This window comes from Rudaea sp. (genome assembly GCF_036560865.1).
GTDB lineage: Bacteria > Pseudomonadota > Gammaproteobacteria > Xanthomonadales > Rhodanobacteraceae > Rudaea.
This window is the reverse complement of record NZ_DATBQK010000103.1, coordinates 1-25,492: the sequence shown is the minus strand read 5'-3', so window position 1 is coordinate 25,492 and position 25,492 is coordinate 1. Positions and strand designations below refer to the sequence as shown.

Here is a 25,492-nt window from a genome sequence, read left to right as displayed (position 1 = left end):
TCTCCAATTGGGTGGGGGCTAGAGGGAACATCAATACGTATGCAGATGGACGTATCAAATCTTCCTGCTCTCAGAGGCGAGTTGGCAAGGTTTGGTGCAGAAGCGCACAAATTTCGGCAAGAGACGGGTCGAATTGAGTTTCTGGCACCTTCATTAGTGTCCAAAGCGCTATCTCGAGACCTGGTTTGATCAATTGATTGAACGCGCCGCAACGCGTCGCGCAACTGGGTTGAGCGATCGCAAAGGCCTGTGTAATATTCGGGCCGGCAGGGGGCATGTTTTCGGAGTTCATCATGCTACCCATAAGCCGTCCGTTGGGTTTCCTCTTCTTGTGTGCCGCGCTTGCGCTGAGTTCGGGCCTGAGTACGCCCGCACACGCGCAGGCCTTAACCATCGGCTCGCCGAATGTCGCCGTCGCCGATCCGCTGGTGCCGCGCCCGCCATCCACGCCTTGCGCGGTCAACCTGTTCAGCAATCAGCAATTCGCTGATTTCAGCAGCAAGCCCTTCAGCTATGCGCCGCCGGCCGCGTGTCCCGGGCCGTGGCAGAAAGTCGTGCTGAGCGCGGATTTCAATGTCACTGCTGGCCGTCAGTTCGACCGCACAGGCGAAATCTGGCTCGGCGGCGCGGTCATCTATTTCGGCACGACGCAGGAACCTTCCGCGACCGTCGCGCCGTCCTGGCATATCGAGCGCGATCTGACCGACTACAGTGCGCTGTTCGCGACCGCCGCGGGCGGCCATACGGATCTGGGTAATTTCGTCGGCGTCTCCGGCGGCGTGACCTACGACGGCATCATCTACGGCTCGGCGACGCTGTATTTCTATCCGGTCGTGCCCGACGACGGCGACACCAGCCTGGCGCCGCGCCCGGATGCGGTGCTGCCGGTGACGACGAGCAGCAGCGGCGGCACGGCGACCCTAGTCAGGCCAGCCGATCAACTGTCGGTCACGTTCACTACGCTGCCGACCAATATCGAGCGCGCCTATCTTGACGTTTACGCGCAGGGCCAGTATCTGGACGAGTTCTGGTTTTTCGATTTGCCCGACGACATCGCGCCGCTCTTCTTCGACACCGGCAGCACCGCGTTCAAGGAAACGCTGGTCACGATCGACGGCGCGCCTGCCGGCATCGCGCCGATTTATCCGTGGATTTTCACCGGCGGCGCCGATCCGATCCTGTGGCGGCCGATCCCGGGCGTGCAGACGCTTGCGTTCGAGCCGTATCGCGTGGATCTGACCCCGTTCGTCGGCGTGCTCGACGACGGCAATCCGCATACGCTCGCGCTCAGTGTATACAATGCGGCAAATTATTTTTCCGCTGCGGCCAATCTGTTGCTGTACCAGGATCACGGCAGCAGCACGGTCACCGGTGCGGTCACTGCTAACACGCTGAACGCAACGCCGGTCGTCAACGTCAACGAGAACGTCGTCAGCCAACCGGACGGCTCCGCGGCGGGCAGTGTGTCGGTCACCTCGAATCGTGCGTTCTCCATCGCCGGCACGGCCAACACCTCGCATGGTCTCGTCACCACGCAGATCGACACGACGATCGCGTTCTCCAGCGTGCAACAACTGGCGATCTCGGACACGGTGTACTCGCAGGACACCGTGCAGAACACGAACATCGACGCGACCACCACGCGCACTGCGGGCAAGAAGGCCAGCGTCGTGCACGAGCAGCGCAGTTATCCACTCACTTTCGATTACGACGATGTGTTCGCCGCCGACGGCACCGAAACCCTGCACACGCTGGTCGATCAGGAGTTCAAGCAGCAAGTCGACGCCGGCGTGCGTGGCAATACGGCGAAGACGGCCAGGCGCGACAACCATGTCGTCAGCACAGTGACGCGCCACTACGACGCCGACGGAAATCTGGTCAGCACGCCGGCGACGGCTTCGCAGACCTACACCTATGCCGATCCGTTCGGCGCCTGTTACAGCCGCAAGGTCAGCGCGCAGGATCGGCTGCTGAGCGCGGTGGCGGACGGCGCCGGTTGTCCGGGTGGCCACAACCATCTGACCTGGCACGACCAGTTCGCCTACTTCGTGTCGGCAGGCTGGGGCGCGACGGTGAAGCTGCTGCCGTAAAAGGCGAGCCCGATCTTTCCCTTCCCCTGCGCAAGCGGGGGAAGGTGCCGCAGGCGGATGGGGGCGCTTTTCGCGCCGACAGCGGAAAGTTCAACCGGAGCCACTCACTCTCGATGCATCCTGGCGCAGCGAAAGCACGTCGCAACACACCCGGTCTGATACTTCATCCACACCGGAAAACTCCCATGCTGCGTCGACTACTCCCCCTACTGTTACTCCTCCTGACGACGTTTGCCGCATCGCCGGCTGGCGCGACCGCCGCTGCGTCCAGATCCGAAACGATCACGCTCGGCGGTGGCTGTTTCTGGTGTCTGGAAGCTGTGTTCGACGAATTGAAGGGCGTGACCAAGGTCGAGTCCGGCTACGCCGGCGGCCATGTCGCGAATCCGAGCTACACCCAGGTATCGGACGGCGACACCGGGCATGCGGAGGTCGTGCAGATCACGTTCGATCCGCAAGTCGTCACGCGCGACACGGTGCTGCGCGCGTATTTCACGATCCACGATCCGACCACGCTCAACCGTCAGGGCAACGATGTCGGCACGCAGTACCGCTCGATCGCGTTCTATCGCAATCCCGGGCAGAAGGCCGCGATTGAGCAGGCGATCAAGGAAACCGTCGACAGCCACGAGTGGAACGGTGCGATCGTCACCCAGGTGCAGCCGTTCACGGTGTTCTACAAGGCCGAGGATTACCACCAGGAATACTTCAAGCTGCACGGCGAACAGCCTTACTGCCAGCTCGTCGTGGCGCCAAAAGTCGCCAAGTTCCGCAAGAAATTCCACGATTTCCTGAAGTAGGTTTGCCGGCGCGCCGCGCCACTTTTCCCGGCTCTGGTCTGGACTTTCCGACCCCGCCACCCAAGCGGCTGGCGCCGGACTTCGCCCGTACGTGCGATTTATGTTGCAGTGCTTTTGCAATCGAAAATGGAAACGTTTACATTCGGTTAATAAGTTGTAAACAATTGCAAAGTGCAGGGAGGCACAAGCTGGAGTGTGGACCGCATGGCCGTAACGATCCGGGACGTTGCGCGCGAGGCACGGGTTTCCGTGGCTTCGGTTTCGCGCGCGCTCAACGGACACGCCAGCGTCACCGAGCAAACGCGTGGGCGCATCGCCGATGTCGCCGCACGTCTGCGTTATGTCCCGCACAGCGCGGCACGCAGTCTGATTACGCGGCGCACGCAAACCATCGGCGCGCTGCTGCCCGACCTGTACGGTGAATTTTTCTCCGAGTTGATTCGCGGTATCGACCTCGCCGCGCGCGCGCGCGGACTGCATCTGCTTGTATCGTCCTCGCACGGCAATGCCAACGAAGCCGCTGCGGCGTTGCGCTCGATGCAGGGCCGCGTCGATGGCATGCTGATTCTCTCGCCGCACGTCGACGCCGCATTCCTGCGTGCCAATCTGCCCGATTCGCTGCCGGCCGTGCTGCTCAACAGCGCGGCGAAAAACGCGCAGTATCCCGTGCTCAACATCGACAACTACGGTGGCGCCTGTGCAATGGTGCGCCATCTGCTCGATGCGGGGCACACCGGCGTCGCATTTATCGCGGGCCCCGCGGGCAACTTCGACGCGCAGCAGCGCGACAAGGGCTATCGCGCGGCGATGGCGGAACACGCGCCGAAGATGCCGCTCAATGTCGTCGACGGCGATTTCAGCGAAGAAGCCGGCTACCTCGCCGGCCGCAAGCTGCTCGCGCAGAAACCACGGCCGCGCGCGGTGTTCGCCGCCAACGACATGATGGCGGTCGGATGTCTGCACGCGTTCAAGGAAGCCGGCGTGCGCGTGCCCGAGGACATCGCGCTTGCCGGCTTCGATGACATTCCGATCGCGCGCTACGTCGCGCCGCCGCTCAGCACCGTGCGCGTGCGCATCGTCGATCTCGGGCGCAGCGCGCTCGAACGGCTGGCATCCACGCTGGAAAAACCCGATCAGGCGCAGGCGTTGTCGGTGCAGACGCTCAGTTGCGAAATCGTCGTGCGCGGTACCTGTGGCACGAAGAGCAATGAAATAAAAGCACGCAAGAAAATCGGCGATCAATCGATTCAATAAGAACCCCCGGGAGAGAACCATGAAAAAGCACTTGCCGTTGAGAAAGAAACTGCTTGCGTCACTGGTAACGGCTGCGGTCGTATCGCTGGTCGCCGCACCCGCCGTCAGCTGGGCGCAGTCGTCGGACGCTGCATTGCGCGGAAAGGCGCCGCCGGAGATGCAGATCACGGCGAAGAACACCGCGACCGGCGCGGTGCGCCATACCAACAGCGCGGCCGACGGCAGCTATTCCCTGGTGGGCCTGCCTCCGGGCACCTATCAGGTCGACGCGGGTCCGGGTACCGAAAAGACGGTCACGCTGACGGTCGCATCCACGGCGACGCTGGACTTCCAGGCTGCGGCAGCCGCGGCGGCTGCCCCGGCAGGAGCCGCCACGCTGGAGGGAATATCGGTCACCGCGACCACGCTGACGGAAGTAAAGACGTCCGAAATCGGCACGAACATTTCGCTGCACCAGATCCAGACCGTGCCGCAATTGACGCGCAACTTCCTCGAATTCGCCGATACCGTCCCGGGCATGGTGTTCACCGTCGATTCGAGCGGCAATACCTCGCTGCGTGGTGGTGCAATGAACAACAGCTCGACGAACGTCTATATCGACGGCGTCGGTCAGAAGAGTTACGTGAAAGAGGGCGGGGTCAGCGGCCAGATCGGTACGCAGGGCAACCCGTTCCCGCAGCTGGCGATCGGCGAATACAAGGTCATCACCTCGAACTACAAGGCCGAGTACGACCAGATTTCCAGCGCGGCGGTGACGGCCGAAACCAAATCGGGCACCAACGACTTCCATGGCGAGGTGTTCGGCAGCTACACCGGCGATGCCTACCGCGACGACACGCCGGCCGAAAAGGCGTCGGGCAACAAGGCCAAGTCGCACGAGAAGGAATACGGTTTCGCGCTCGGCGGCCCGATCATCCAGGACGCGATGCATTTCTTCTTCAGCTATGAGGCCAAGGGCTTCAACCAGCCGGTCGACATCACCTCGGGTGTGCCGGTTGCAACCGCGCTGCTGCCGGCCGACGTGCAGAAGCAGATAGGACCGACCAACCTGCCGTTCACCGAGGATCTGTACTTTGCCAAGATCGACTGGGAATTCTCCGATCGCGATCGTGTCGAAGCCAGCGCCAAGTATCGCAAGGAAAATCAGGACGGCGGTTACGGTGGCAGCACCGCGCAGTCCGCCGGATACGCGACCAAGAACAACGACACGCGCATCGACGTTCGTTGGCAGCACAGCGCGGACCTGTGGTACAACGAACTGCTGCTCACGCATGAAAAAGCGTTCAATGCACCGGTTGCATTCAGCGGCGGCAATGGTCAGGTGTACACCTTTGGACCGAACAACGACGCGACGATCCTGGCGGCTGGCGCGGCCAGTCCGCTGGCGACCCAGAACAAGGGGCAGAAGGGCCCCGGCATCCAGGACGACCTGACCTTCAGCAACCTCAACTGGATGGGCGACCACACCATCAAGATGGGCGTCAAGTACAAGGAAGTGACGTTGAGCGCGCAGGATACCGGCGACGCCAGCGCGCAATTCTTCTATAACGTGGCCCCAGGTGGAACAGCCACCCAGCCGTACAAGGTATTCTTTGCCGCTCCGACCGCCATACCCGGCCTCAGCCCGCTTATCACCTCCAAGGACAAGCAGTTCGGCGCCTACCTCCAGGACGACTGGGTGGTCAACGACCATTTGACGCTGAATCTGGGCGTACGCTGGGACATCGAGCACAATCCGTCCTATCTCGACTTCGTCACGCCGCCGAGCGTCATTGCGGCACTTAATAAGCCAAATCCCGATTCGACGGCGCCTGCCGGCCAGACCTACGCGCAAGCGCTGGCGTTGGGCGGTGTCAATATCAACGACTACATCAGCAACGGCCACAATCGCAAGGCCTACGATGGCGAGTGGCAGCCGCGACTGGGGTTCTCGTACGACCTCAACGGCGATGAGGAACACGTGATCATCGGCGGTGTCGGCCGCGCCTACGATCGCGATCTCTACGATTATCTGCAGCTCGAGCAGACCAAGATCGCCGCTCCGCAATTCACCTATTACTTCCAGGGTGCGGGGGGCGCCTGCAAAGGTTCGCCGTGCATCGCCTTCGATCCGAAGTATATGAACGGTGTAGCCAATCTGCAGGCTCTTACCGCCGCCACCGGGGGCGGGGAAGTCGACATCATGAACAACAACCTCAAGGCGCCGTACTCCGACCAGTTCAGCCTTGGCATGCGCAACAAGGTGGGCGACTGGAACACCAGCGCGACCATTACCCACCTCGAATACAACAATGGTTTTGCATTCACCCTAGGCAACCGCTACCCCGACGGTCACTTCTTCCTCAACGGTGGCCAGCCTTGGGGCAACGGCGTACCGGGTTTCGGCGCCTTGATCATCGGCAATAACGGGATCAAGAACCGCAACAACCAGCTCTTGCTGTCGGCGGACAAGCCCTATACCAAGGACTCGGGCTGGGGTGTGACCCTTGCCTACACCTACACCGACGCGAAGCAGAATCGCGATATCAACGAGCACTACTCATTCGATCGCGCATTCGTGACGGACTATCCGACCATCACCTCCAACGCGGCTGCCAAGCACCGTTTTGTCGCCACGGGCACGATCGACGGGCCATGGGGCATCACCTATTCGGGCAAGTTGATCCTGGCCACGGTGACACCCTACGACGGCTTCTACTTTCCGCCGGGGCCTTTCGCTCCGGGCGTACCCAGCAACATCCCGGTCGCCGCGATACCACGGGGTGATTCGTTCATTGCCGGCGGAAAGATCTTCGGCTATCGCGAAATCGATTTCAGCGGGATCAAGCATTTCGACCTGACCCGCGGCATCGATTTCTACCTGCGCATGGACGTGCTCAACGTCATGAACTACAAGAACTTCGATCCGGGTAACGGCGCGACCAGCATCCCGAACAATACTCTGCCGATCGAAGCGGTGATCAACAGGCACGGCAACATCGTCGGCGTGCCGCGCACGTTCAAGTTCACCATGGGCCTGAAATTCTAGGATGATCGCCTGGAGGGCGATGATGAACTGAGTATCATTGTATAAATTGCAACACGACAAAGCCCGCTACGCGGGCTTTGTTTTGGACGCTATACTTGCAAGCCTATGAACCAATCGCGCATCAAGAACATCGTCATTGTCGGCGGCGGCAGCGCCGGCTGGATGGCCGCCTCAGCCCTTGCCAAGGTACTCGGCGCCGCGTATTCGATTCGCCTGATCGAATCGGAGGAAATCGGCATCGTCGGCGTCGGCGAATCGACCGTGCCGCACCTCAAGCTGTTCAACAACGTGCTCGAGATCAACGAGATCGAGTTCGTCAAGCAGACCCAGGCGACGTTCAAGCTCGGCATCCAGTTCATCGACTGGCTGCGCCTGGGCGACAAGTACGTGCACGGCTTCGGCACGATCGGCCACGACTACGGCCTGCTGCCGTTCCATCAATACTGGCTCAAGGCGTTCAGCACCGGCAGGGCGACCGAGGTCGGCGATTACTCACTCAACACGCTGGCGATAGAGCGTGGCAAGTTCATGGCGTCGGCCAACGACGCGCCGGCAACCTCGCCGCTGTCGAATATCGCCTACTCCTACCAGTTCGATGCGGGCTTGTACGCGGCCTATCTGCGCCGCTACGCCGAGGCGCGCGGCGTGCGCCGCACCGAGGGCAAGATCAAGCAGACGATCCTGCGCGACAGCGACGGCTATGTCGACGCGGTGGTGATGGAGAACGGCGAGAAGATCGGCGGTGACCTGTTCATCGACTGCTCCGGCTTCCGCGGCCTGTTGATCGAACAAGCGCTGCATACGGGCTACGAAGACTGGTCGCATTGGCTGCCCTGCAATCGCGCGATGGCCGTGCCCTGCGAAAGCTCCGGCTTGTTGACGCCGTATACGCGCGTGACCGCGCGTCCGGCCGGTTGGCAATGGCGCATCCCGTTGCAGCATCGCGTCGGCAATGGCTATGTGTATTCGAGCAACCATATCAGCGACGACGAGGCGGCGGCTTACCTGCTGAAGAATCTCGACGCCCCGGCACTCGGCGATCCGCGTGCACTGCGTTTCACCAGCGGCCGGCGCAAGAAATTCTGGAGCAAGAACGTCGTCGCGCTGGGGCTGGCGAGCGGCTTCATCGAGCCGCTCGAATCGACCAGCATCTTCCTCGTGCAGTCGGGCATCGCGCGCCTGCTCAATCTGTTCCCCGAGCCGGACTTCAGCGACGTGCTGATCGAGCGCTACAACGCGCAGTGCGTGTTCGAATGGGAGCGCATCCGCGATTTCCTGATCCTGCATTACAACGCGACCGAGCGTAACGACACGCCGTTCTGGGACTACTGCCGCACGATGGATATTCCCGAGTCGCTGCGTGGCTATATCCAGCTGTTCCGCGACAGCGGTCGTTTCTTCCGCGACGGCGAAGAAATGTTTGCGATCACCAGTTGGGTGCAGGTGATGATCGGCCAAGGCATCATGCCCGAGCGCTACCATCCGGTGGTTGACCAGCTGCCCGACAAGGATCTCGACGAGCTGGTCGGCGGCGTCAAAAAAGTCGTGGCGACCTGTGTCGATGCGATGCCGATGCATCAGGCCTTCATCGATCGCTACTGCAAGGCAGGTGCGCCGTGACGGGAGGAACGAATCGGGACGGCGGGTGGTCAATGCGCCTGGTGCGTTTTCGGTTGAATGGTTACAACTGCGATATTGTCTTTGAGCCCCTCTCCCTTTGCGGGAGAGGGGTTGGGGAGAGGGGTAGCGCGCGCGCAAGCGGGCGCCTTCGGCGCCATCCCCTCTCCCGGCACGCTGCGCGTGCCGACCTCCCCCGCAAGGGTGGAGGTGAGAAGCAGATCGCGCCATTCTGACCGCCGATTTTCCGCTTTCGATCGAGAATTCCGATGGCTTGCAAAAACCTTGTTCGTGCGATCAATGTAAACGTTTTCACCCTCCTGCTCGTGCTGGCTGCCGGATGGCAGAGTCCGCTGCATGCGAAGGCGCCGCCGTCAGGTTTTGCCGCGCTGCCAAAGCAGCAGCAGGCGATGCTCGACGAACTCGAACAACGCACGTTCGAGTATTTCCACGACAGCGCCAATCCGGCTAACGGCCAGATGCCGGACCACTGGCCGGAGCAGCCCGGCAGCGATTATTTTTCGTCGATCGCTTCGATTGGTTTCGGCTTGACCGCCTACGGCATTGGCGTCGAACGCGGCTGGATGAAGCGCGACGAAGCGGTCAAGCGCACACTGGCGACGCTGAAGTTTTTCCACGACGCCGAGCAGGGCGATCAGTCGGACGCCACGGGCAATCACGGATTTTTCTATCACTTCCTCGATATGCAGACGGGCAAGCGTTACCACAGCGCGAGGTGGGTCGAGCTGTCGTCGGTGGACACGACGTGGCTGCTCTATGGCGTTCTGTTCGCGCAGTCCTACTACGAGCGCAACACGAAAGACGAGAAGGAAATCCGGCAGCTTGCCGACGACATCTATCGACGCGCCGACTGGAAATGGTTCACCGACGGCAATCCTCTGGTCGAGGGCGGCTGGACTCCCGAGCATGGTTACGATTTGAATTATTACCGCGGTTACAACGAAGCGTTCGGTCTGTATATTCTTGCGCTCGGCTCGCCCACCTTCGGGCTCGGCGCGGACACGTGGAAGCGCTGGACCGAGACGTACGACAAGACCTGGGGCGAGTTTCAGGGGCAGACGCATCTCGGCGGCGGGCCGCTGTTCTGGCATCAGTACACGCACGCATGGATCGATTTCCGCGGCATCCAGGACGACTACATGCGCGCCAAGGGCATCGACTACTTCACCAACAGCCAGCGCGCCACGCTCGCGCAGCGCGAATACGCGATCCACAATCCGATGCAGTGGAAGGGCTACAGTTCGACGATCTGGGGGCTGACCGCCTGCAACGGTCCGCGCGGACACACGCCAAAGGGCGAGCCCGATCGCTATGCGAGCGATCCGAAGCGTTTCTATGGCTATATCGCACGCGGAGCCGGCATCGATTACAACATCGACGACGGCACCATCGCGCCGACCGCGGCGGCCTCGTCGATCGCCTTCGTGCCCGAGATCGTGATCCCGGCTATCGAGGAAATGAAGAAGCGCTACGGCGACAATGTCTACACGCGCTACGGTTTCGTCGACGCCTTCAATCCGAGCTTCACCTACACCGACCGCCCGATCCGCACGGGCAAGGTCGTGCCGGACATCGGCTGGGTGGACAATGTGTATATCGGCATCGATCAGGGCCCGATCGTGGCGATGCTGGAAAACTATCGCAGCGATTTCGTGTGGAAGGTGATGCGCAAGAATGCGTATATCCGCGAAGGCCTGAAGCGCGCCGGCTTTACCGGCGGCTGGCTGGACAAGCCGGCGGCGAAGTGAGCCGAGCGAAAGCGCCGGGCGCCCGGAGCATTTTTGACTCAAGCGCTTACTATGGGTGCGACCTGTTTTTCTCCTCCCCCCGTTGCGGGGGAGGTCGGCACGCGCAGCGTGCCGGGAGAGGGGATGGCGCCGAAGGCGCCCGCTTTCGCGGGCGCTACCCCTCTCCCCAACCCCTCTCCCGCAAGGGGAGAGGGGCGCAAAGGCAAAATCGCAGTTGTAACCATTTCAACGGGAACGCTCTAAGGATGAACCTCTCGCTCCAGCGCCTGCTGCACCCATTGATTGAGACTTACGCCCGAGGCACTGGCTGCTTCGGTCACGCGTGCATGCAGGCCGGCCGGAACGCGCACGACGAACTTGCCGGAAAAATTCCTGACGGGTTCAATGCCGCGCTCGGCGCACACGGCAAGAAAGGTCCTCAGCGAACGCGCGCCTTCCTTGCGCAAGGCTGGGGCGCTGCTCGCGTAAAAGTCTGCGCCGCCGTTCAAACCGATAAACTCGCCGCGGAACTGGTTGAGTTCCGGGTCGTAACTGATCACGGCCTTGTGGCCGGCAATAGTCATGATGTTGTTCATGGGATAACTCCGTGAGATTCAAGCCATCTGCGCACACCGACCACGGCGCCCTTGTCGGTGACCGGGGCCGGGTGCGGCCGATGGAAAACCTGCACCTGACCGAACAGGACCACCGCGATGCGCGAACCTGCGCGCTCCTCGATGTCGCCGCCAAGCGCACGCAACAACGCTTCGATATCGCGCCAAAGAATGTTGGCTGGCGTCGGATGCGCGAAGATCGCTGCAAGCACCTTGGCATGTTTGCGCCGCATGGGAGGATAGTATCATTTTTAGATACTAAATGGATAGTCCTGTTGCTCTGCTCGCTGCTCGCTGCCTGCGGCCGTGCGGAACCCGAGGCCACGACGCTCAAATTCTGGACCTTCGGCCGCGAAGGCGAAGTGGTCAGTCAGCTGCTGCCGGAGTTCGAGCGTGCGCATCCGGGCGTGCACGTGGTCGTGCAAACCATGCCGTTGACTGCGGCGCACGAAAAACTACTCACCGCATTCGCGGGCGATGCGCTGCCGGATCTGTGCCAGCTCGGCAATACCTGGATCCCGGAATTCGCCGCGCTGCATGCGCTGGAACCCTTGCAGCCCTACGTCGACAAATCCAGGGTCGTGCGTCCCGACGATTACTTCGCCGGCATCTGGGATACGAACGTCGTCGATGGAACGCTCTATGGCGCGCCCTGGTATGTCGACACGCGCCTGCTGTTCTATCGCAAGGATCTGCTCGCGCAGGCCGGCTTCGATCGGCCGCCGCGCGATTGGGGCGAATGGCGGCGCGCGCTGGCGGCGATCAAGGCGAATCAAGGCAAAGACAAGTACGCGGTCTTCCTGCCGCTCAACGAATTCGAGCCGCTGCTGAATCTGGCGATCCAGCAGTCCGATCCGCTGCTGCGCGAGAACGGCACGCGCGGCAATTTCGAAAGTCCGGGATTCCGGCGTGCGTTCGCCTTCTACGTGGAAATGTTCCGCCAGCAATGGGCACCGCTGCTGAGCAACACGCAGTTGCCGAATATCTGGGACGAGTTCGCACGCGGCTATCTCGCGTTCTACATCAGCGGGCCGTGGAATATCGGCGAGTTCAAGCGCCGCGAACCGCAGCTCGACGGGCGCTGGAGTACCGCGCCGCTGCCGGGCGTCGGCGGTCCGGGCGGCGGCGCCGCTGGCGGTTCCAGTTTTGCCATTTTCCACAGTTCCAGAAATAAACAACTGGCATGGGAACTGGCGGAATTCCTGTCCGCGGTGCCGCAGCAGCAGCGCTTCTATGCGCTGACTGGCGACTTGCCCGCACGACGCAGCGCCTGGGACTATCCCGAACTGGCGAACGACGAGTACGCGCGCGCCTTTCGCGAGCAACTCGAACTGGTCAAGGCGACACCGAAAGTGCCCGAGTGGGAACGCATCGCCAACGAGATGCAACTGATGGCCGATCGCGTGATTCGCGGCGGCGTGCCCGTCGATCAGGCCTTGCACGATTTCGACACGACGGTCGATGGAATTCTGGCCAAGCGGCGTTCGCTGCTGCTGAGGAATGAACATCCATGAATGTATTCCTTCACCTGAGATCAAACGCGCCCCCTTCCGGCTGCCGCCACCTTGTACTCGCCATGTCCATATGGCTCGCCCTGCGGGCAGCATTCGCTGCAAACATCGGCAATCCTGCCGATGTTTTCCCGCTGCGCAGGGGAAGGGTTGCCAATCGCTACGTCCGCTCTTTCCCTTCCCCTGCGAAGCGGGGGAAGGTGCCCAAAGGGCGGAAGGGGGCGTTTTTCGCGCGAATCGCATTGGAGTCTTTCTTGCGATGAACAGCCAGCGCGCCGCATGGACCTTCGTCGCCCCCGCGATCTTCGTCATTGTGGTGTTTTTCGCGCTGCCCGTGCTCGCGTCGTTGCTGTTGAGCTTCACCGACTTCGATCTGTACGCGCTTGCCGATCCGAAAAATCTGCGCTTCGTCGGCTTGGGCAATTACGTCGACGTATTGCAGGCGCCGCTGTTCTGTAAATCGCTGGTCAACACCCTGTACTTCGTCGTGGTCGGCGTGCCGCTGTCGATTGCTGCTTCGCTTGGCGCGGCGCTGTTGCTCAATTCCCCGCTGGCGCGCTGCAAGGGGGTTTTCCGCACGGCGTTGTTCGCGCCGGTGGTCACCACCGTCGTCGCGGTTGCGGTGATCTGGCGCTATCTGTTCCACACGCGCTACGGACTCATCAATTACGCGCTCGCGCATCTCGGTATCGCGCCGATCGACTGGCTCGGCGATCCGCACTGGTCGATGCCGGCGATCATCCTGTTCGCGGTGTGGAAAAACTTTGGCTACAACATGATCATCCTGCTGGCCGGCCTGCAGGGCATCCCGCAGGATCTGTACGAAGCCGCGCGCATCGACGGCGCCTCGATCTGGCAGCAGTTCCGGCATATCACCCTGCCATCGTTGCGGCCGGTGCTGCTCCTCGTCGGCATCATCACGGTGGCGGGCTACTTCCAGCTGTTCGCCGAACCGTATGTAATGACGCGCGGCGATCCGCTGCAATCGACGGTCAGCGTGCTGTATTACATGTACGAGGAAGGCTTCAAGTGGTGGAACCTCGGCCGCGCCTCGGCGATCGCGTTCATCCTGTTCGTGCTGATCCTGCTGATCACGCGCGTGCTGCTGCGCCTGGCGCGCACGCAGGAAGACGCGGCATGAACGCGCGCGGCGCAAGGATCGTGGTCAATGGTCTGCTGATCGCCGCGGCCGTCTTCGTGTTGTTCCCGCTGCTGTGGATGCTGTCGGTGTCCTTCATGCAGCCGGGCGAAGCGAGCGCATTTCCACCGCCACTGTTGCCCGCGCATGCCACGCTCGCCAATTACCGCGAATTGTTTGTGCGCGCCGGCATGGGCCGCTATCTGTTCAACAGTCTGCTGATCGCCACCGCGATCACCCTGCTCTCGCTCGCCTTCAATCTGAGCGCTGGCTACGCATTTGCGAAATTGCATTTTGCTGGGCGCGAACGCCTGTTCCAGATCTTGCTCGGCGCGCTGGTGGTTCCCGCGCAAGTGGCGATGATTCCGCTGTTTCTGTTGATGAAGTGGCTCGGCTTGGTCAACAGCTACGGCGGCGTGATTGTGCCCGCGCTTGCCTCGGTGTTCGGCATTTATCTGGTGCGCCAGTACGCGCGCTCGATTCCTGACGAGCTGCTCGAAGCCGCGCGTCTGGATGGCGCCGGCGAATGGACGATTTTTTTGCGCATAGTGCTGCCGCTGCTGAAACCGATCGTCGTCACCTTGGCGATCTTTACCTTCCTCGCCAGCTGGAACGATTTCATGTGGCCGCTGATCGTGCTCAGCGATCAAGCCTGGCAGACCGCGCCCGTCGCACTGGCGGGTCTGTCGCGCGAGCATGTGCAGGACAACGAGCTCATGATGGCCGGTTCGGTGGTCACGATCCTGCCGGTGCTGGTGCTGTTCCTGATCTTGCAGCGGCACTATATCCAGGGCTTGCTGCTGGGGAGCGTAAAAGGGTGACTGTCGGGATTTCGAGAATTCTGTGGCCGTCATTCCGGCGAAGGCCGGAATCCATTTTGATTTTGCTCTTTGCAAAGCTAAGACGCTGGATGACCAGCTTCGCTGTTGCAAGCCCGTCTTTCGCCGGAATGACGAGCAAAGTGCTGTTTGCGCTCGCAGTAATCGTCTCATCTGCCGCAGGTCGCGCTGAAGAAAAGGCGACGACCGATATCGGCACTCATGCCGGCGCCGCCTATCGCATCGATATTCCGGCCAACTGGAATCGCAGCCTGATCGTCTACTACCACGGCTATTCGATCACACCGATCGTGTTCGAGGCGCGCGAACCGGTCTCGCCGATGTTCGATCCGCTGCTCAAGCGCGGCTATGCAGTGATTCAGTCGGCCTACTCGGCCGAGGGTTGGGCGGTCGAGCAGGGATACGCGGACAGCGAGCGTCTGCGCCGGTACTTTGTCGTCAAGCATGGCGCGCCGAAGCAGAGCTTCGTGATGGGCATGTCGATGGGTGGCGCGCTCACCGCGATGACGATCGAGACCATGCCGCAAGTATACAATGGCGCCTTGTCGTTATGCGGTGCGATCGAGCCGAGCGATCGCTTCATGCAGCGTGATTTTGCCCTGCGCGCTGCATTCGACTATTACTTTCCGAATGTTTTCGGCGCGCTGGTTCCGGTGCCGACGGATTACCTGCCGGACGAGAAAAGCGAGCGCAAGATCGCGACCGCGTTGTCCGCAAACCCCGCTGCGGAGCAGTCCCTGCTTCGCCTGTATGGCGCAGCCGATGCACAGAGTCTCGTGCCGGTGATCGGGTTCATCACCTACGAAGTCATGGAAATGCAGCAGCGCACGCATGGCAATCCGTTCGGCAACGCCGATTTCATCTACACCGGTACGGCCGATGATTTTGCGCTGAACGACGGCGTGCGCCGTTACCGGGCGGAGCCGCGCGCGCAGGCCACTATGTCGCGCTGGTATGCGCCGAGCGGAAAATTACTGCGCCCCCTGCTCGCGCTGCACGACAGCGGCGATCCGCTGGTGCCGGCATCGAGCGCATTCGAGTACGCGCTGATCGCGCAGCGCGCCGGACATGGCGACAACTTCGTGCAGCAATTCATCAATCGCGAGGGCCACTGCGTGTTCACGCCGGACGAGATCGGCCGCGCCTTCGATGAACTCGTCGACTGGGTGCGCACCGGCAAACGGCCAGACTCAGGCAAGTTGCACTGAGTTATCAACAAAGCGGAGCTGCTTGCGCAGCCCGCAGCCGCAGCCCTCAGCCCTCAGCCCTCAGCCCTCAGCCCCATTCAACACCGCCCCATTCGTCGCAATCACCTGGGAGTAGTGCCTGCCACTGGCCTTGATCGTGCGCTGCTGGGTGGCGAAATCGACATGCACGATGCCGAAGCGTTTGGAGAAGCCGAGCGACCATTCGAGATTGTCGAGCAGCGACCAGGCCATGTAGCCGCGGATATCGCAACCCCGCGCTATCGCGTCGGCAACGGCCGCCAGATGTTTCTTCTGATAACTCACGCGCAGCGGATCGTCGAGCACGCCATTTTCCGCGACCGGCGGATCGTAGAACGCGGCCCCGTTCTCGGTGATGTAGACCGGTGGATTGCCGTAGCGGTCGCGCACCCAGGTCAGGGTGTCGGTCAACCCCTGCGGAAAAACTTCCCAGCCGGTTTCGGTGTAAGTCGCATGCTGTTTTACCGACCCGACTTTGAGCGGGTAGTGATTGGGATCGTACCGGGTGACATTGCGTGTGTAGTAGTTGATGCCGAGATAATCGATCGGCTGCTTGATCAGCGCAAAATCTTCTGCGGGCCATTCTGGCCAGGCCTCGCCGAAGATTTCGCGCAGTTCCGCCGGATAAGTACCAAAGTATACCGGGTCGAGATATTGCCGATTCATGTACGCATCGGCGCGCTTGACCGCGGCCAGATCCTCGGCACTTTGCGTGGCCGCGTATTTTGGTTCGAGATTCACCACGATGCCGATGGCATGCTTGCCCGTGGCGCGATAAGCCTGCACCGCTGCGCCATGCGCGCGCAGCAGGTTATGGCTCGCGATCGGCGCCTCGAACTTGCTGCGGTGACCCGGTGCGAGCGCGCCGTGCAGATAGCCGCCGTCGGTGACGACCCAGGGCTCGTTCAAGGTCGCCCATTTTTTCACGCGGCCGTCGAGCTTGTTGAACAGCACGTTCGCGTACTCGGCGAACCACGGCGCGATATCCGGATTGAGCCAGCCGCCGCGGTCGTCGAGCGCGGCAGGCAGGTCCCAGTGGAACAAGGTCGCGAGCGGCTCGATGCCGTTTTCCAGCAGCGTGTCGACGAGCCGTTCGTAAAAGTCCAGGCCCTTGGCATTGACGCGACCGCGGCCTGCAGGCAGCACGCGGCTCCAGGATATGCTGAAACGATAAGCCTTGAGACCGAGTTCGCGCATCAGCGCGACATCGGATTTCCAGCGCCGATAATGATCGCAGGCGACATCGCCGGTGTCGCCGTTATTCATCATGCCCGGCGTGTGCGCGAAGCGCTGCCAGATGCTCGGACCCGCGCCATCGGCGAGCGGCGAACCCTCGATTTGGTAGGCTGATGTCGCGGCACCCCAGAGAAAATCAGCGGGAAATTGCACCCGGTGCGACATGCGCTGGATTCCTTGATTCACGCAAAATGAAAACGATTACATGGCAGAATAACCGAAGCGACCGGGGATTTGTAGCGCGCTATACCGCAAGCTGGCCCTCACCCCTTGCCCTCTCCCGCAAGCGGGAGAGGGGGAGTGATCGTCGCGCAGCGACGCGACAGCGATATTTCATTGGAGCTGGCATGGCGGGTGTAAAACTGCAACAAGTGCGCAAAGTATACGAGAACGGCCATGTCGGCGTGGCCGGGGCGAGCTTCGAGGCGCGCGCGGGCGAGTTGCTGGTCCTCGTCGGCCCCTCGGGCTGCGGCAAGACGACGACGCTGCGCATGATCGCGGGCCTCGAATCGATCACCTCGGGAACTTTGTCGATCGGCGATCGCGTGGTCAACGATGTTGCGCCCAAGGACCGCGATATCGCGATGGTGTTTCAGAGCTATGCGCTGTATCCGCATATGACCGTGGCCGAGAATCTGGGGTTTGGGCTGAAGTTGCGCGGCGAATCGCGCGAGACGATCGCACAACGCGTACGCGAAGCCGCCGAGCTGCTCGGCCTCAACGACATGCTCGATCGCCAGCCGCGTGCGATGAGCGGCGGTCAGCGCCAGCGCGTTGCGCTCGGGCGCGCGCTCGTGCGTCAGCCGCAGGTGTTCCTGCTCGATGAACCGTTGTCGAATCTGGACGCGAAACTGCGCCTGTCCATGCGCGTCGAGATCGCGCGCCTGCACCGGCGCATCGGTGCGACGATGGTCTATGTGACCCACGATCAGATCGAGGCGATGACGCTCGGTCAGCGCATCGTCGTGTTCGACAAGGGTGAGATCCAGCAGATCGACACGCCGATGAATTTGTATACCAAGCCCGCCAACGTGTTCGTCGCGGGTTTTCTCGGCAGTCCGGCGATGAACTTGTTGCGCGGCACGCTGCGGCGTGACAGCGGGTTGTATCTGGATTGTGGCGCGACGCGACTACCGCTTGGCGACGATGCGGAGATCGCCTCGCGACTCGCGCGGCACGTGGACAAGGAAATCGTCGTCGGCATCCGCCCCGAAGATCTGCGCCCGCTCGATGCCCCGGTGGCAGCGCAACCCAGCCTGACGGCGCAGCTCGAAGTGATCGAGCCAGTCGGCAACGAAATATTCCTCAATCTCGATCTGCACGGCGTCGAACTGATCGTGCGCACGCCACCTGCCGCATTGCCCGAACCCGGCAGCATGCTGACGCTGGGCTATGCGCCGAGCGCACTGCATTTTTTCGATGGGCAGAGTGGGCAACGCATCGTCTAGGCGCATTTTCGCTTCAAGCGCTTGCATATGGCGCGGCGTACTTTTCACCTCCACCCTTGCGGGGGAGAGCCTGCCCCGGACTTGATCCGGGGTCGGCACGCGCAGCGTGCCGGGAGAATGGATGGCACCGAAGGCGCCCGCTTTCGCGGGCGCTACCCCTCTCCCCAACCCTTCTCCCGCAAGGGGAGATGGGCGCAAAGGCAAAGTCGCGGTTGCAACCATTTCAACCGAAAATGCTCCAGGTACGAGCCGCGATCCGTCTTCACGACTCGAACAGTTCCGCCTGCGGTAATAGCTCGTGTTCGTCGCGAAAGTTGCTCAAGCCCACGCCGACCAAGCGATAGCGCGTGCGTGCCGGCAGCTCGACGCGCTCGCGCAGGGATACGGCGATGGCGATGAATTCCTCTTCGCCTCGCGGTGGTAGAGGTGGCGTGTGGCTGCGTGTGAGGATATGGAAGTCCGAGGTCTTGAGCTTGAGCACCACGGTGCGGCCGATGCGCTCGGTTTTGCGCGTCGCCGCCCAGGTCTTCGCTGCGAGCCGGCGCAGCATCGGTTCGATCTCGCTCAAGGGCACATCGTGCTCGAATGTATCCTCGGCCGAGACCGATTGCACCGGCTGATCCGGATTCACCGCGCGCTGGTCGATGCCGTATGCGAGTTCATGCAGGCGCTGGCCGAAGCGGCCGAAGCGGCGCTCGAGTTCGCGCACGTCGAATGCGCGCAGGTCGGCACAGGTATGAATGCCGAGCGCATCGAGCTTGCCATCCATCACCTTGCCGACACCGGGAATGCGCGCTACCGCAAGCGGCGCGAGAAACGCCTCGACCTGCCCGGGTTTGATCACGAACTGGCCGTTTGGCTTGCGCCAGTCCGAGGCGATCTTGGCGAGGAACTTGTTCGGCGCGATGCCGGCCGAGGCGGTCAACGAGGTGGTCGCGAAAATCTCAGCGCGGATCGCCGTGGCGACCGCGGTGGCGGAGGCAAATGCGATCTTGGTCTCGGTGACGTCGAGATACGCCTCGTCGAGCGACAGCGGTTCGACGAGATCGGTATGCTGCAGGAGAATCTCGCGCACCTGTTTCGACGCGGTGCGATAGCGGGTGAAATCAGGCGCTACAAAAATCGCGTCCGGGCACAGACGCTCGGCGCGTACCGCCGGCATCGCCGAACGCACACCGAACTGACGCGCCTCATACGAAGCCGCGCAGACGACCGAGCGCGCGCCACGCCACGCGACGACGACCGGTTTGCCGCGCAAGCGCGGATCGTCGCGCTGTTCGACCGAGGCGTAGAACGCATCCATGTCGATGTGGACGATTTTGCGCATGCCGAGGATTGTGCGCCCGCAGTCGCACCTTGCGAAGCTCGGCCGTGCTGGACGGCCCTTGCTTGCTTACGACTTCAACGTCGCCTTGAGCTTGGCCGCGGCTTCGGGGAACCACGGTCCGTTGGCTTCGAGCGCATCGGCGACGACTTTTTCCGCATCGCTGCGACGGTTGAGCGCGATAAGCGCCTTGACGCGCAGGCTGGCCACGCCGAGGCGATTCACGCCGAAGGCTTTGGCGGAGGCCTGTTCCAGATACGGCAGCGCTTCGGCGGCCTTGCCGCGATCGAGCAGGCTGCGACCGTAGCGATACGCATAGACGTAGTCGTCCGGATACGCGGCGATCAGATTCGGCATCAGCGCATCGACATCGGTCGTGCGTCCGGCACGCAGCAGGTACACGCGCAGATTATCGGCAGCGTTGCGATCCTTCCTGAAATCGCCGCCGATCGCTTGCTGTGCAGCCGCGATACCGCGCGCGAGCACTGCCTGCTCCACCGTAGTGTTGCCGATTGCCTTGTTCAGATCGGCGGAGACGAATACGGCACTGCGCTGGTCGACGCAGGTCGGGCTTGCGACGAACACTTGGCTGTCGAGCAACGCGTTCAGCGCGGGTCGTTGCGCAGCGAGCAAAGACTTGCGTTCGGCATCCGGCAGTTTTTCGCTGCACTGGAGCAGAGTGTCGAGGACGTAGTAGCGGTCGCAGCCGACGTCGCCAGCGAGTGCGTGTTGCGCAGCGGCGACGCATTGCGCTGTATTTTTATCTTTTGCCGCCTTTTCCATTTGCAGACGCGCGTGCCAGGTCGCGGCTTGACCATCGGCTTCCGCGGCCTTGAGCCGCGCGGGCGGCAGCGTGGCATACCAGTCGAGTCCGGCCTGCACCTGGTTGCGCGCGTGGTAGCTGGCAAGCGCGTCCGCGAGCGCAGTCGTTGAACCTTTCGTGGCCTGCGCCTTCAGGCTGTCCAGCTTGTCGCCGCCACCGAGGATGCGCTCGAGTGCGGGATAGAACTTGGCGCGCGGCTGCTCAGCGAGAATGCGGCCCATTTCGACGCCGTTGCCGTCGAGTACGACATAGCTCGGCAGCGCTTTCACGCCGAGCTTTTCCATCCAGCGCGCGCCATCGGGCGAATCCGCGTCGGTCTCGATGAACACGATGCGTTTCTCGATAGCGTCCCATTGCGGGCCGGTCAGCACATGCGTCGCCATGAAGTAGCACGAGTAGCACCACTGCGCCTGAAAATCGATCAGCACGGGCAGATGGGCTGCCTGCGCGCGCTGCAAGGCAGCGTCGATGCTTTGCGGCGCCTCGCTTGCGCTCGCGCCGGCCAGAGGCAGCAGGATGCAGCACAGTACTGAGGCGAGTACGGACGCATGTTTCATGGAGTCTTCCGGATGCACGGATACGGGAATACCTATTGTAGAACGATCGCGTGCGCTGCATGCGATCGACAATTTCTTACATGACGCGCAGCCATTTGCCGATAGCGACGGAATTGACGCGCATCGAAAATGTTTCCCTGTTTTCGGGGAACACACATGGACAAATACGATTTCGAACCGTCGGGCCGCACGCTGCGTTGGTACGAGTGGCTGGCCTTCCTGCTGTTGTTCTTCCTCGCCGCCGGTGTGCGCGCCGAGTCCGTATACAAGTGCATCGATGCGCAAGGCGGCGTCGCCTACCAGACACAGACATGCACGAGCGTGCAGCACGAGGCGGTCGTCGAGATCGCACCGGCTCCGGCGTATGCCGCATCGCCAACCTACGCGGTACATGATGACGTTGAGGAACATGCGGCGCGGCGTGGTCGCGGCAAGGCGGCGTCTACGTCTCGCGGCGGGGGGGCGTCGCCGCAATCCTACGAATGCCGCACGGCGGACGGCCAGGTCTTCTACCGGCATACCGCCTGTCCGCACTCGATTGCGGCGCAGGCTGGCAGCGCGAGCGGGCGTGGCCATGCGCACGCGCAATCGGTCAGCGTCAGCGGGCATCGCGTCGCACGCGAGGAAGCCTGCACGCAGATGCGCCGCGCCGGCGCGGCCGGGCGCGGCGGGCATGAACATGATGAAGACGTGTCGACCTACGACAAGAATCTGGGTCGCGATCCCTGCCGCTGAGCCGGCAAGTGGGGTATCGTTGCGGCATTGTCCACGCAACGAGGTTTCGTGATGTCGGCGCGAATCTTTTCCCTCACCCTCGTCCTGCTCGCCGGCATGCTGGCCGCTTGCTCGTCCGGTTCAAATTCGTCCGCGCCGCCTGCGCCTTCGGCCGATGCGCTCGCCGCGGCGAAAGCCGCCAGCGAAGTCAAGGCGGGCAAGGAGATGCAGCTTTACGACCAGATGCGCGCGAATCAGAACTGGGAACTGGCCGCTCCGCTCGGCGCGGAAATCGTCGCCAAGTATCCCGACAGTGCCGCCGCCGCGCAGGTGAAGCAGACGCTCGACGATGTGCGCGCCAAGGGCACGGCGCAGGGCGAATCGCGCCGCCTCGCACGTTTATGGGCGTACAGCGCGGTCGGCGCAGCCGGCGGCACGCAATACGCCGCGTCGATCCAGAGCAAGGATCCACTCGCGCCCGGATCGGCGGCCACGAATGTCAAACGCGTGCATCTGATTCTGCGCCAGCACCCGCAATGGGGGCAGAACGTCTATCTTATGCTCGACAATGAAAAATTCGATTGCCGTTCCGGCTGCCCGAGCCTGCCGGTGAGTTTCGACGGCGCGCCGCCGCAGCGCATGAAGGCGACGATTCCGCCGACCGGCGAGCCGGCGCTGTTCATCGAGGACGACAAGGACTTCATCGCGAAAATCCTCAAGACGAAAAGTGTCGCAATCGACGTCGTGCTCAAGGGCGAGGGCAGGAAGACTCTCGTATTCGAAACCGGTGGCCTGGATATTTCCAAGCTGCCCGGCGCGACGAAGAAGAAAAAGTAGGAGCGCCGCATGCCGCGAAAGATAGGCGCGATCAGTCTGGTCGTGCGCGACTACGACGAGGCGATCGCCTGGTACACGCGCTGCCTGCGCTTCGATTTGCTCGAAGACGCCGATCATGGCGGCGGCAAGCGCTGGGTGCTGGTCGCACCAGCCCGAGGCGATGGCACGGCCTTGCTGCTCGCCATGGCCGCGACGCCGGAACAGCGCGCGCGCATCGGCGATCAGACCGGCGGTCGCGTATTCCTGTTCCTGCACACAGACGATTTCGAGAGCGATCATCGTCATATGCTGGCGCATGGAGTGAAGTTTCTCGAGCCGCCACGCCATGAAGCCTACGGTACCGTCGCGGTATTCGAAGACCTGTACGCCAATCATTGGGATTTGCTGCAACTCAAATAAGCAGAAACCGCACGCTTGGCTGCGCGCGGTTTCTGAATCCTTTAGCTATAAGGAGAGTCGTGTTGCGGTTACGCGTTGCGGTTACGATTACGCCGCTTTCGACCGGTTCAGCGCCTTGTCCAGCGTGTGCTCGAAGCTGCGCATTTCCTGTTCGGCCTGTTCTTTCTGCCAGCCGTAGCGCTCCTGCAGCTTGCCGATCAGGTAATTGCGGTTGCCGTCCATGCGCGCCAGATCGTCGTCGGTAAGCTTGCCCCACTGGGTCTTGAGCGAGCCTTTGATCTGCGACCATTTGCCCTGGATGATGTCTTGATTCATGGGTTTTCTCCGATGCTGTTATGGGGAGGTTGCGTCGACGCCCTCTGACCGCGACGACGCGGGAACCAAGGTTACGCTGTGCGCGTGAAATCGGGATTAGATTCCGGTTAATCTCAGGTTATCTGCGCCGCGCGTTGCGCAAGGTTCATGTAAATGAAGATGCGCGGCACGCTGTGTGCACGCATGCATCTTGTTTCCACTTTGTAATATTTGCTAATAATTGTATATTTATACTAGTGAAATCCATCATCCGGCATCGCGTAGCGAGCTTCCCGCCGCAAGTCTGCGCCGATTGCCGTGTGCTCGTGCTCGGCACGGTGCCGAGCCTGCGTTCGCTCGAACTGCACCAGTCCTACGGCCACCGGCAGAACCTGTTCTGGCCGTTCATGGGGGAGCTGTTCGATGCCGGGCCGGACTTGCCTTATGCGCAGCGCATTGCGCGACTGCACGCACGCGGTATCGGCATCTGGGACGTCTACAAACACGTCGAGCGACCGGGTAGTCTGGACAGCAGCATCGTCAAGGCGAGCGAGGTGCCGAATGCGATTCCACGCCTGCTGGTCAAATACCCGACGATTCGCGCGATCGCGCTCAACGGCGCCAAGGCCGCCGAGGGCTTCCAACGCCATGTCGAAGGCAAATTGAGTGCCACACTGCGCGCACGCGTCGAATTGCTGAAGCTGCCCTCGACCAGCCCGGCCAACGCCTCGATCGCGCGCGCGGAAAAGTTGCGGCGTTGGCGGATTCTGACGCGCTACACTATGGACCCGAATACGGATTCATAGCGGAGACTTCTCGATGAAAGCGAAGATCACGGGCAGCACGATGCCGGTGCTGGAAATCGGTCTCGAAGGCAGTGATCGCATCATCGCCGAACCCGGCGAATTTTCCTGGATGACCGATGCGGTGGAGATGCGCACCACCGCGTTCACCGCGGGCGCGAAGGGCATCTGGGGCGCGCTCGGCCGCGCGTTCGCCGGCGGCGGCCTGTTCATGACCGAATACTCCGCGCCCAGCAAGCAGGGCGTGATCGCGTTCGCGGCCAAGGTGCCCGGATCGATCATGCAGATCGATGTCGCGGCCGGACACTCGTATCTGATCCATCGCCACGGTTTTCTGTGTGCGACCGAAGGCGTGACGCTGAGCACCGGCTTTCAACGCTCGCTCGGTGCGGGTATCTTCGGCGGCAACGGTTTCGTGATGCAGAAGCTCAGCGGTCCGTGCACGGCCTGGATTGAACTCGGCGGCGAAATCGTCACCTACGATCTGGCGCCCGGCGAAAGCCTCAAGGTGCATCCTGGCCATGTCGGCATGATCGCCGACACGGTGAATTTCGACGTGACCTTGATGCGCGGTTTTTCCAACGCGATCTTCGGTGGCGATGGACTATTCATTGCGCGCCTGACTGGTCCCGGGAAAGTCTGGCTGCAGACGCTGACCGTACCCAATCTCGCGCACGCGCTGTCGCCGTATCTCGGTTCGGGCGAGGCTGTGCAGAATGTCGAAACGGGTGTGGCCGGCGGCATTGCCGGTGCAGTGCTGCGCGGCATGTTCAAGAACTAGCGCGGCAATTCATTGCCTCCCTTCTCCCGGTGGGAGAAGGTGGCGCGTGGCGCCGGATGAGGGAAGAGCCTCGCACTTATCGCAAGCTGAATCGCTGCAACGCCTCTCCCTCATCCGCCTTCGGCACCTTCTCCCAGTGGGAGAAGGGAAGAGCAACTGCCGTAGCCTTGCGGGTTAAACCAAGCGCAAATCCACCGCCGTCGTATCCGGAAACACCTTGTCGACCTGTGCGGGCGAAAGTCCCCACAGGCGCACATACAGTCCGGCGAGCAGACCGCGATAATTGTTGAGCACCGGGAAGTCGCGATTCTGCAGCAGCGTGGACTGCTGCACCTTGACCTGTTCGCCGGCGATACGGCCGCCGGCGATACCGCCGCCGAGCACCCAGTAGACCGAGCCGTGACCGTGGTC

The 25,492-nt window shown here is 62.0% G+C and carries 24 protein-coding genes; 16 read left to right on the top strand and 8 right to left on the bottom strand.

The features are described 5' to 3' along the window. Positions 1-70: 70 nt before the first annotated feature. Positions 71-292 (bottom strand): hypothetical protein, encoded by a 222-nt coding sequence (locus VIE67_RS10680; protein ID WP_332026009.1) that lies wholly within the window; start codon positions 290-292, stop codon positions 71-73. A 1-nt stretch (position 293) separates the two neighbouring features. Between VIE67_RS10680 and VIE67_RS10675 the strand changes: the two genes are divergently transcribed. The 6 genes from VIE67_RS10675 (at position 294) to VIE67_RS10650 (ending at position 10,558) form a co-directional block, all read left to right on the top strand. Further along, a complete protein-coding gene (locus tag VIE67_RS10675; RefSeq protein WP_332026007.1) occupies positions 294-2,090 on the top strand; it encodes a peptide-N4-asparagine amidase in 1,797 nt (598 codons plus the stop codon). 185 nt (positions 2,091-2,275) lie between these two features. Next, a complete protein-coding gene (msrA, locus tag VIE67_RS10670; protein WP_332026005.1) occupies positions 2,276-2,890 on the top strand; it encodes a peptide-methionine (S)-S-oxide reductase MsrA in 615 nt (204 codons plus the stop codon). 204 nt (positions 2,891-3,094) lie between these two features. After that, a complete protein-coding gene (locus tag VIE67_RS10665) occupies positions 3,095-4,144 on the top strand; it encodes a LacI family DNA-binding transcriptional regulator (RefSeq protein WP_332026003.1) in 1,050 nt (349 codons plus the stop codon). 19 nt (positions 4,145-4,163) lie between these two features. Beyond that, positions 4,164-7,172, top strand: a complete 3,009-nt coding sequence (locus VIE67_RS10660) for a TonB-dependent receptor (protein ID WP_332026001.1) — start codon at positions 4,164-4,166, stop codon at positions 7,170-7,172. 105 nt (positions 7,173-7,277) lie between these two features. After that, entirely contained in the window at positions 7,278-8,792 is a 1,515-nt protein-coding gene (locus tag VIE67_RS10655) for a tryptophan halogenase family protein (protein WP_332026000.1), read from the top strand. Positions 8,793-9,058: 266 nt separating this feature from the next. Then, positions 9,059-10,558 (top strand): glucoamylase family protein, encoded by a 1,500-nt coding sequence (locus tag VIE67_RS10650; RefSeq protein ID WP_332025999.1) that lies wholly within the window; start codon positions 9,059-9,061, stop codon positions 10,556-10,558. A gap of 239 nt (positions 10,559-10,797) precedes the next feature. Here the strand turns inward: VIE67_RS10650 and VIE67_RS10645 are convergent, their stop codons facing one another. Next, positions 10,798-11,133, bottom strand: coding sequence for a type II toxin-antitoxin system HicB family antitoxin (locus VIE67_RS10645; protein WP_332025998.1), 336 nt, complete (start codon positions 11,131-11,133; stop codon positions 10,798-10,800). Then, positions 11,130-11,384 carry a type II toxin-antitoxin system HicA family toxin gene (locus VIE67_RS10640; RefSeq protein ID WP_332025996.1) on the bottom strand — a complete coding sequence of 85 codons (255 nt, stop codon included), beginning with the start codon at positions 11,382-11,384 and terminating at the stop codon, positions 11,130-11,132. The genes VIE67_RS10645 and VIE67_RS10640 overlap by 4 nt, the downstream gene beginning before the upstream one ends. On the opposite strand from VIE67_RS10640, the gene VIE67_RS10635 reads away from it, so the two are divergent. The 4 genes from VIE67_RS10635 to VIE67_RS10620 all read left to right on the top strand — a co-directional run bounded on the left by VIE67_RS10635 (position 11,370) and on the right by VIE67_RS10620 (position 15,847). Next, positions 11,370-12,665, top strand: a complete 1,296-nt coding sequence (locus VIE67_RS10635) for a sugar ABC transporter substrate-binding protein (protein ID WP_414707343.1) — start codon at positions 11,370-11,372, stop codon at positions 12,663-12,665. The two genes, VIE67_RS10640 and VIE67_RS10635, sit on opposite strands and share 15 nt — an antisense overlap. Positions 12,666-13,149: 484 nt before the next feature. Continuing rightward, positions 13,150-13,803 (top strand): carbohydrate ABC transporter permease, encoded by a 654-nt coding sequence (locus VIE67_RS10630; RefSeq protein ID WP_414707344.1) that lies wholly within the window; start codon positions 13,150-13,152, stop codon positions 13,801-13,803. Further along, positions 13,800-14,621 carry a carbohydrate ABC transporter permease gene (locus tag VIE67_RS10625; protein WP_332025992.1) on the top strand — a complete coding sequence of 274 codons (822 nt, stop codon included), beginning with the start codon at positions 13,800-13,802 and terminating at the stop codon, positions 14,619-14,621. The genes VIE67_RS10630 and VIE67_RS10625 overlap by 4 nt, the downstream gene beginning before the upstream one ends. 128 nt (positions 14,622-14,749) lie before the next feature. Continuing rightward, on the top strand, positions 14,750-15,847 hold the full coding sequence (locus VIE67_RS10620; protein ID WP_332025990.1) for an alpha/beta hydrolase family protein: 1,098 nt from the start codon (positions 14,750-14,752) through the stop codon (positions 15,845-15,847). A gap of 60 nt (positions 15,848-15,907) precedes the next feature. Here the strand turns inward: VIE67_RS10620 and VIE67_RS10615 are convergent, their stop codons facing one another. Next, positions 15,908-17,266: a GH1 family beta-glucosidase gene (locus VIE67_RS10615; protein WP_332025988.1), complete on the bottom strand. Its 1,359-nt coding sequence runs from the start codon at positions 17,264-17,266 to the stop codon at positions 15,908-15,910. Between the two features lie 182 nt (positions 17,267-17,448). Here VIE67_RS10615 and VIE67_RS10610 point away from each other — a divergent pair, with 182 nt between their 5' ends. Further along, positions 17,449-18,549, top strand: a complete 1,101-nt coding sequence (locus VIE67_RS10610; protein WP_332025987.1) for an ABC transporter ATP-binding protein — start codon at positions 17,449-17,451, stop codon at positions 18,547-18,549. A gap of 262 nt (positions 18,550-18,811) precedes the next feature. Here VIE67_RS10610 and dinB read toward each other — a convergent pair whose 3' ends face one another. Both dinB and VIE67_RS10600 read right to left on the bottom strand, forming a co-directional pair. Next, a complete protein-coding gene (dinB, locus tag VIE67_RS10605) occupies positions 18,812-19,876 on the bottom strand; it encodes a DNA polymerase IV (RefSeq protein WP_332025983.1) in 1,065 nt (354 codons plus the stop codon). A gap of 66 nt (positions 19,877-19,942) precedes the next feature. Then, positions 19,943-21,253, bottom strand: a complete 1,311-nt coding sequence (locus VIE67_RS10600) for a thioredoxin family protein (protein ID WP_332025981.1) — start codon at positions 21,251-21,253, stop codon at positions 19,943-19,945. A 156-nt stretch (positions 21,254-21,409) separates the two neighbouring features. On the opposite strand from VIE67_RS10600, the gene VIE67_RS10595 reads away from it, so the two are divergent. Genes VIE67_RS10595 through VIE67_RS10585 form a run of 3 tightly spaced genes read left to right on the top strand, consistent with a single transcriptional unit; the run spans position 21,410 to position 23,203 of the window. After that, a complete protein-coding gene (locus tag VIE67_RS10595; RefSeq protein WP_332025979.1) occupies positions 21,410-21,988 on the top strand; it encodes a DUF4124 domain-containing protein in 579 nt (192 codons plus the stop codon). Positions 21,989-22,039: 51 nt separating this feature from the next. Continuing rightward, entirely contained in the window at positions 22,040-22,804 is a 765-nt protein-coding gene (locus VIE67_RS10590) for a hypothetical protein (RefSeq protein WP_332025977.1), read from the top strand. A 9-nt stretch (positions 22,805-22,813) separates the two neighbouring features. Continuing rightward, positions 22,814-23,203 (top strand): VOC family protein, encoded by a 390-nt coding sequence (locus tag VIE67_RS10585; protein WP_332025975.1) that lies wholly within the window; start codon positions 22,814-22,816, stop codon positions 23,201-23,203. 87 nt (positions 23,204-23,290) lie between these two features. On the opposite strand, the gene VIE67_RS10580 is transcribed toward VIE67_RS10585, so the two are convergent. Next, complete coding sequence (locus VIE67_RS10580; protein WP_332025973.1) at positions 23,291-23,518, bottom strand: CsbD family protein; 228 nt, start codon at positions 23,516-23,518, stop codon at positions 23,291-23,293. A 236-nt stretch (positions 23,519-23,754) separates the two neighbouring features. On the opposite strand from VIE67_RS10580, the gene VIE67_RS10575 reads away from it, so the two are divergent. Further along, positions 23,755-24,303, top strand: a complete 549-nt coding sequence (locus VIE67_RS10575; protein ID WP_332025971.1) for a DNA-deoxyinosine glycosylase — start codon at positions 23,755-23,757, stop codon at positions 24,301-24,303. Positions 24,304-24,316: 13 nt separating this feature from the next. Further along, positions 24,317-25,081, top strand: a complete 765-nt coding sequence (locus VIE67_RS10570; protein ID WP_332025969.1) for an AIM24 family protein — start codon at positions 24,317-24,319, stop codon at positions 25,079-25,081. Positions 25,082-25,255: 174 nt separating this feature from the next. On the opposite strand, the gene VIE67_RS10565 is transcribed toward VIE67_RS10570, so the two are convergent. Beyond that, positions 25,256-25,492, bottom strand: a 237-nt coding sequence (locus VIE67_RS10565; RefSeq protein ID WP_332025967.1) for a DUF1501 domain-containing protein, incomplete at its 5' end; no start/stop codon positions are given.

Coding starts and splice junctions, on each gene's coding strand:
- VIE67_RS10640 (WP_332025996.1), bottom strand. CDS start 11,384: ATGCGGCGCAAACATGCCAAGGTGCTTGCAGCGATCTTCGCGCATCCG.
- VIE67_RS10615 (WP_332025988.1), bottom strand. CDS start 17,266: ATGTCGCACCGGGTGCAATTTCCCGCTGATTTTCTCTGGGGTGCCGCG.
- VIE67_RS10620 (WP_332025990.1), top strand. CDS start 14,750: ATGACGAGCAAAGTGCTGTTTGCGCTCGCAGTAATCGTCTCATCTGCC.
- dinB (WP_332025983.1), bottom strand. CDS start 19,876: ATGCGCAAAATCGTCCACATCGACATGGATGCGTTCTACGCCTCGGTC.
- VIE67_RS10660 (WP_332026001.1), top strand. CDS start 4,164: ATGAAAAAGCACTTGCCGTTGAGAAAGAAACTGCTTGCGTCACTGGTA.
- VIE67_RS10655 (WP_332026000.1), top strand. CDS start 7,278: ATGAACCAATCGCGCATCAAGAACATCGTCATTGTCGGCGGCGGCAGC.
- VIE67_RS10625 (WP_332025992.1), top strand. CDS start 13,800: ATGAACGCGCGCGGCGCAAGGATCGTGGTCAATGGTCTGCTGATCGCC.
- VIE67_RS10570 (WP_332025969.1), top strand. CDS start 24,317: ATGAAAGCGAAGATCACGGGCAGCACGATGCCGGTGCTGGAAATCGGT.
- VIE67_RS10645 (WP_332025998.1), bottom strand. CDS start 11,133: ATGAACAACATCATGACTATTGCCGGCCACAAGGCCGTGATCAGTTAC.
- msrA (WP_332026005.1), top strand. CDS start 2,276: ATGCTGCGTCGACTACTCCCCCTACTGTTACTCCTCCTGACGACGTTT.
- VIE67_RS10595 (WP_332025979.1), top strand. CDS start 21,410: ATGGACAAATACGATTTCGAACCGTCGGGCCGCACGCTGCGTTGGTAC.
- VIE67_RS10585 (WP_332025975.1), top strand. CDS start 22,814: ATGCCGCGAAAGATAGGCGCGATCAGTCTGGTCGTGCGCGACTACGAC.
- VIE67_RS10610 (WP_332025987.1), top strand. CDS start 17,449: ATGGCGGGTGTAAAACTGCAACAAGTGCGCAAAGTATACGAGAACGGC.
- VIE67_RS10635 (WP_414707343.1), top strand. CDS start 11,370: ATGTTTGCGCCGCATGGGAGGATAGTATCATTTTTAGATACTAAATGG.
- VIE67_RS10680 (WP_332026009.1), bottom strand. CDS start 292: ATGAACTCCGAAAACATGCCCCCTGCCGGCCCGAATATTACACAGGCC.
- VIE67_RS10590 (WP_332025977.1), top strand. CDS start 22,040: ATGTCGGCGCGAATCTTTTCCCTCACCCTCGTCCTGCTCGCCGGCATG.
- VIE67_RS10665 (WP_332026003.1), top strand. CDS start 3,095: ATGGCCGTAACGATCCGGGACGTTGCGCGCGAGGCACGGGTTTCCGTG.
- VIE67_RS10580 (WP_332025973.1), bottom strand. CDS start 23,518: ATGAATCAAGACATCATCCAGGGCAAATGGTCGCAGATCAAAGGCTCG.
- VIE67_RS10650 (WP_332025999.1), top strand. CDS start 9,059: ATGGCTTGCAAAAACCTTGTTCGTGCGATCAATGTAAACGTTTTCACC.
- VIE67_RS10600 (WP_332025981.1), bottom strand. CDS start 21,253: ATGAAACATGCGTCCGTACTCGCCTCAGTACTGTGCTGCATCCTGCTG.
- VIE67_RS10675 (WP_332026007.1), top strand. CDS start 294: ATGCTACCCATAAGCCGTCCGTTGGGTTTCCTCTTCTTGTGTGCCGCG.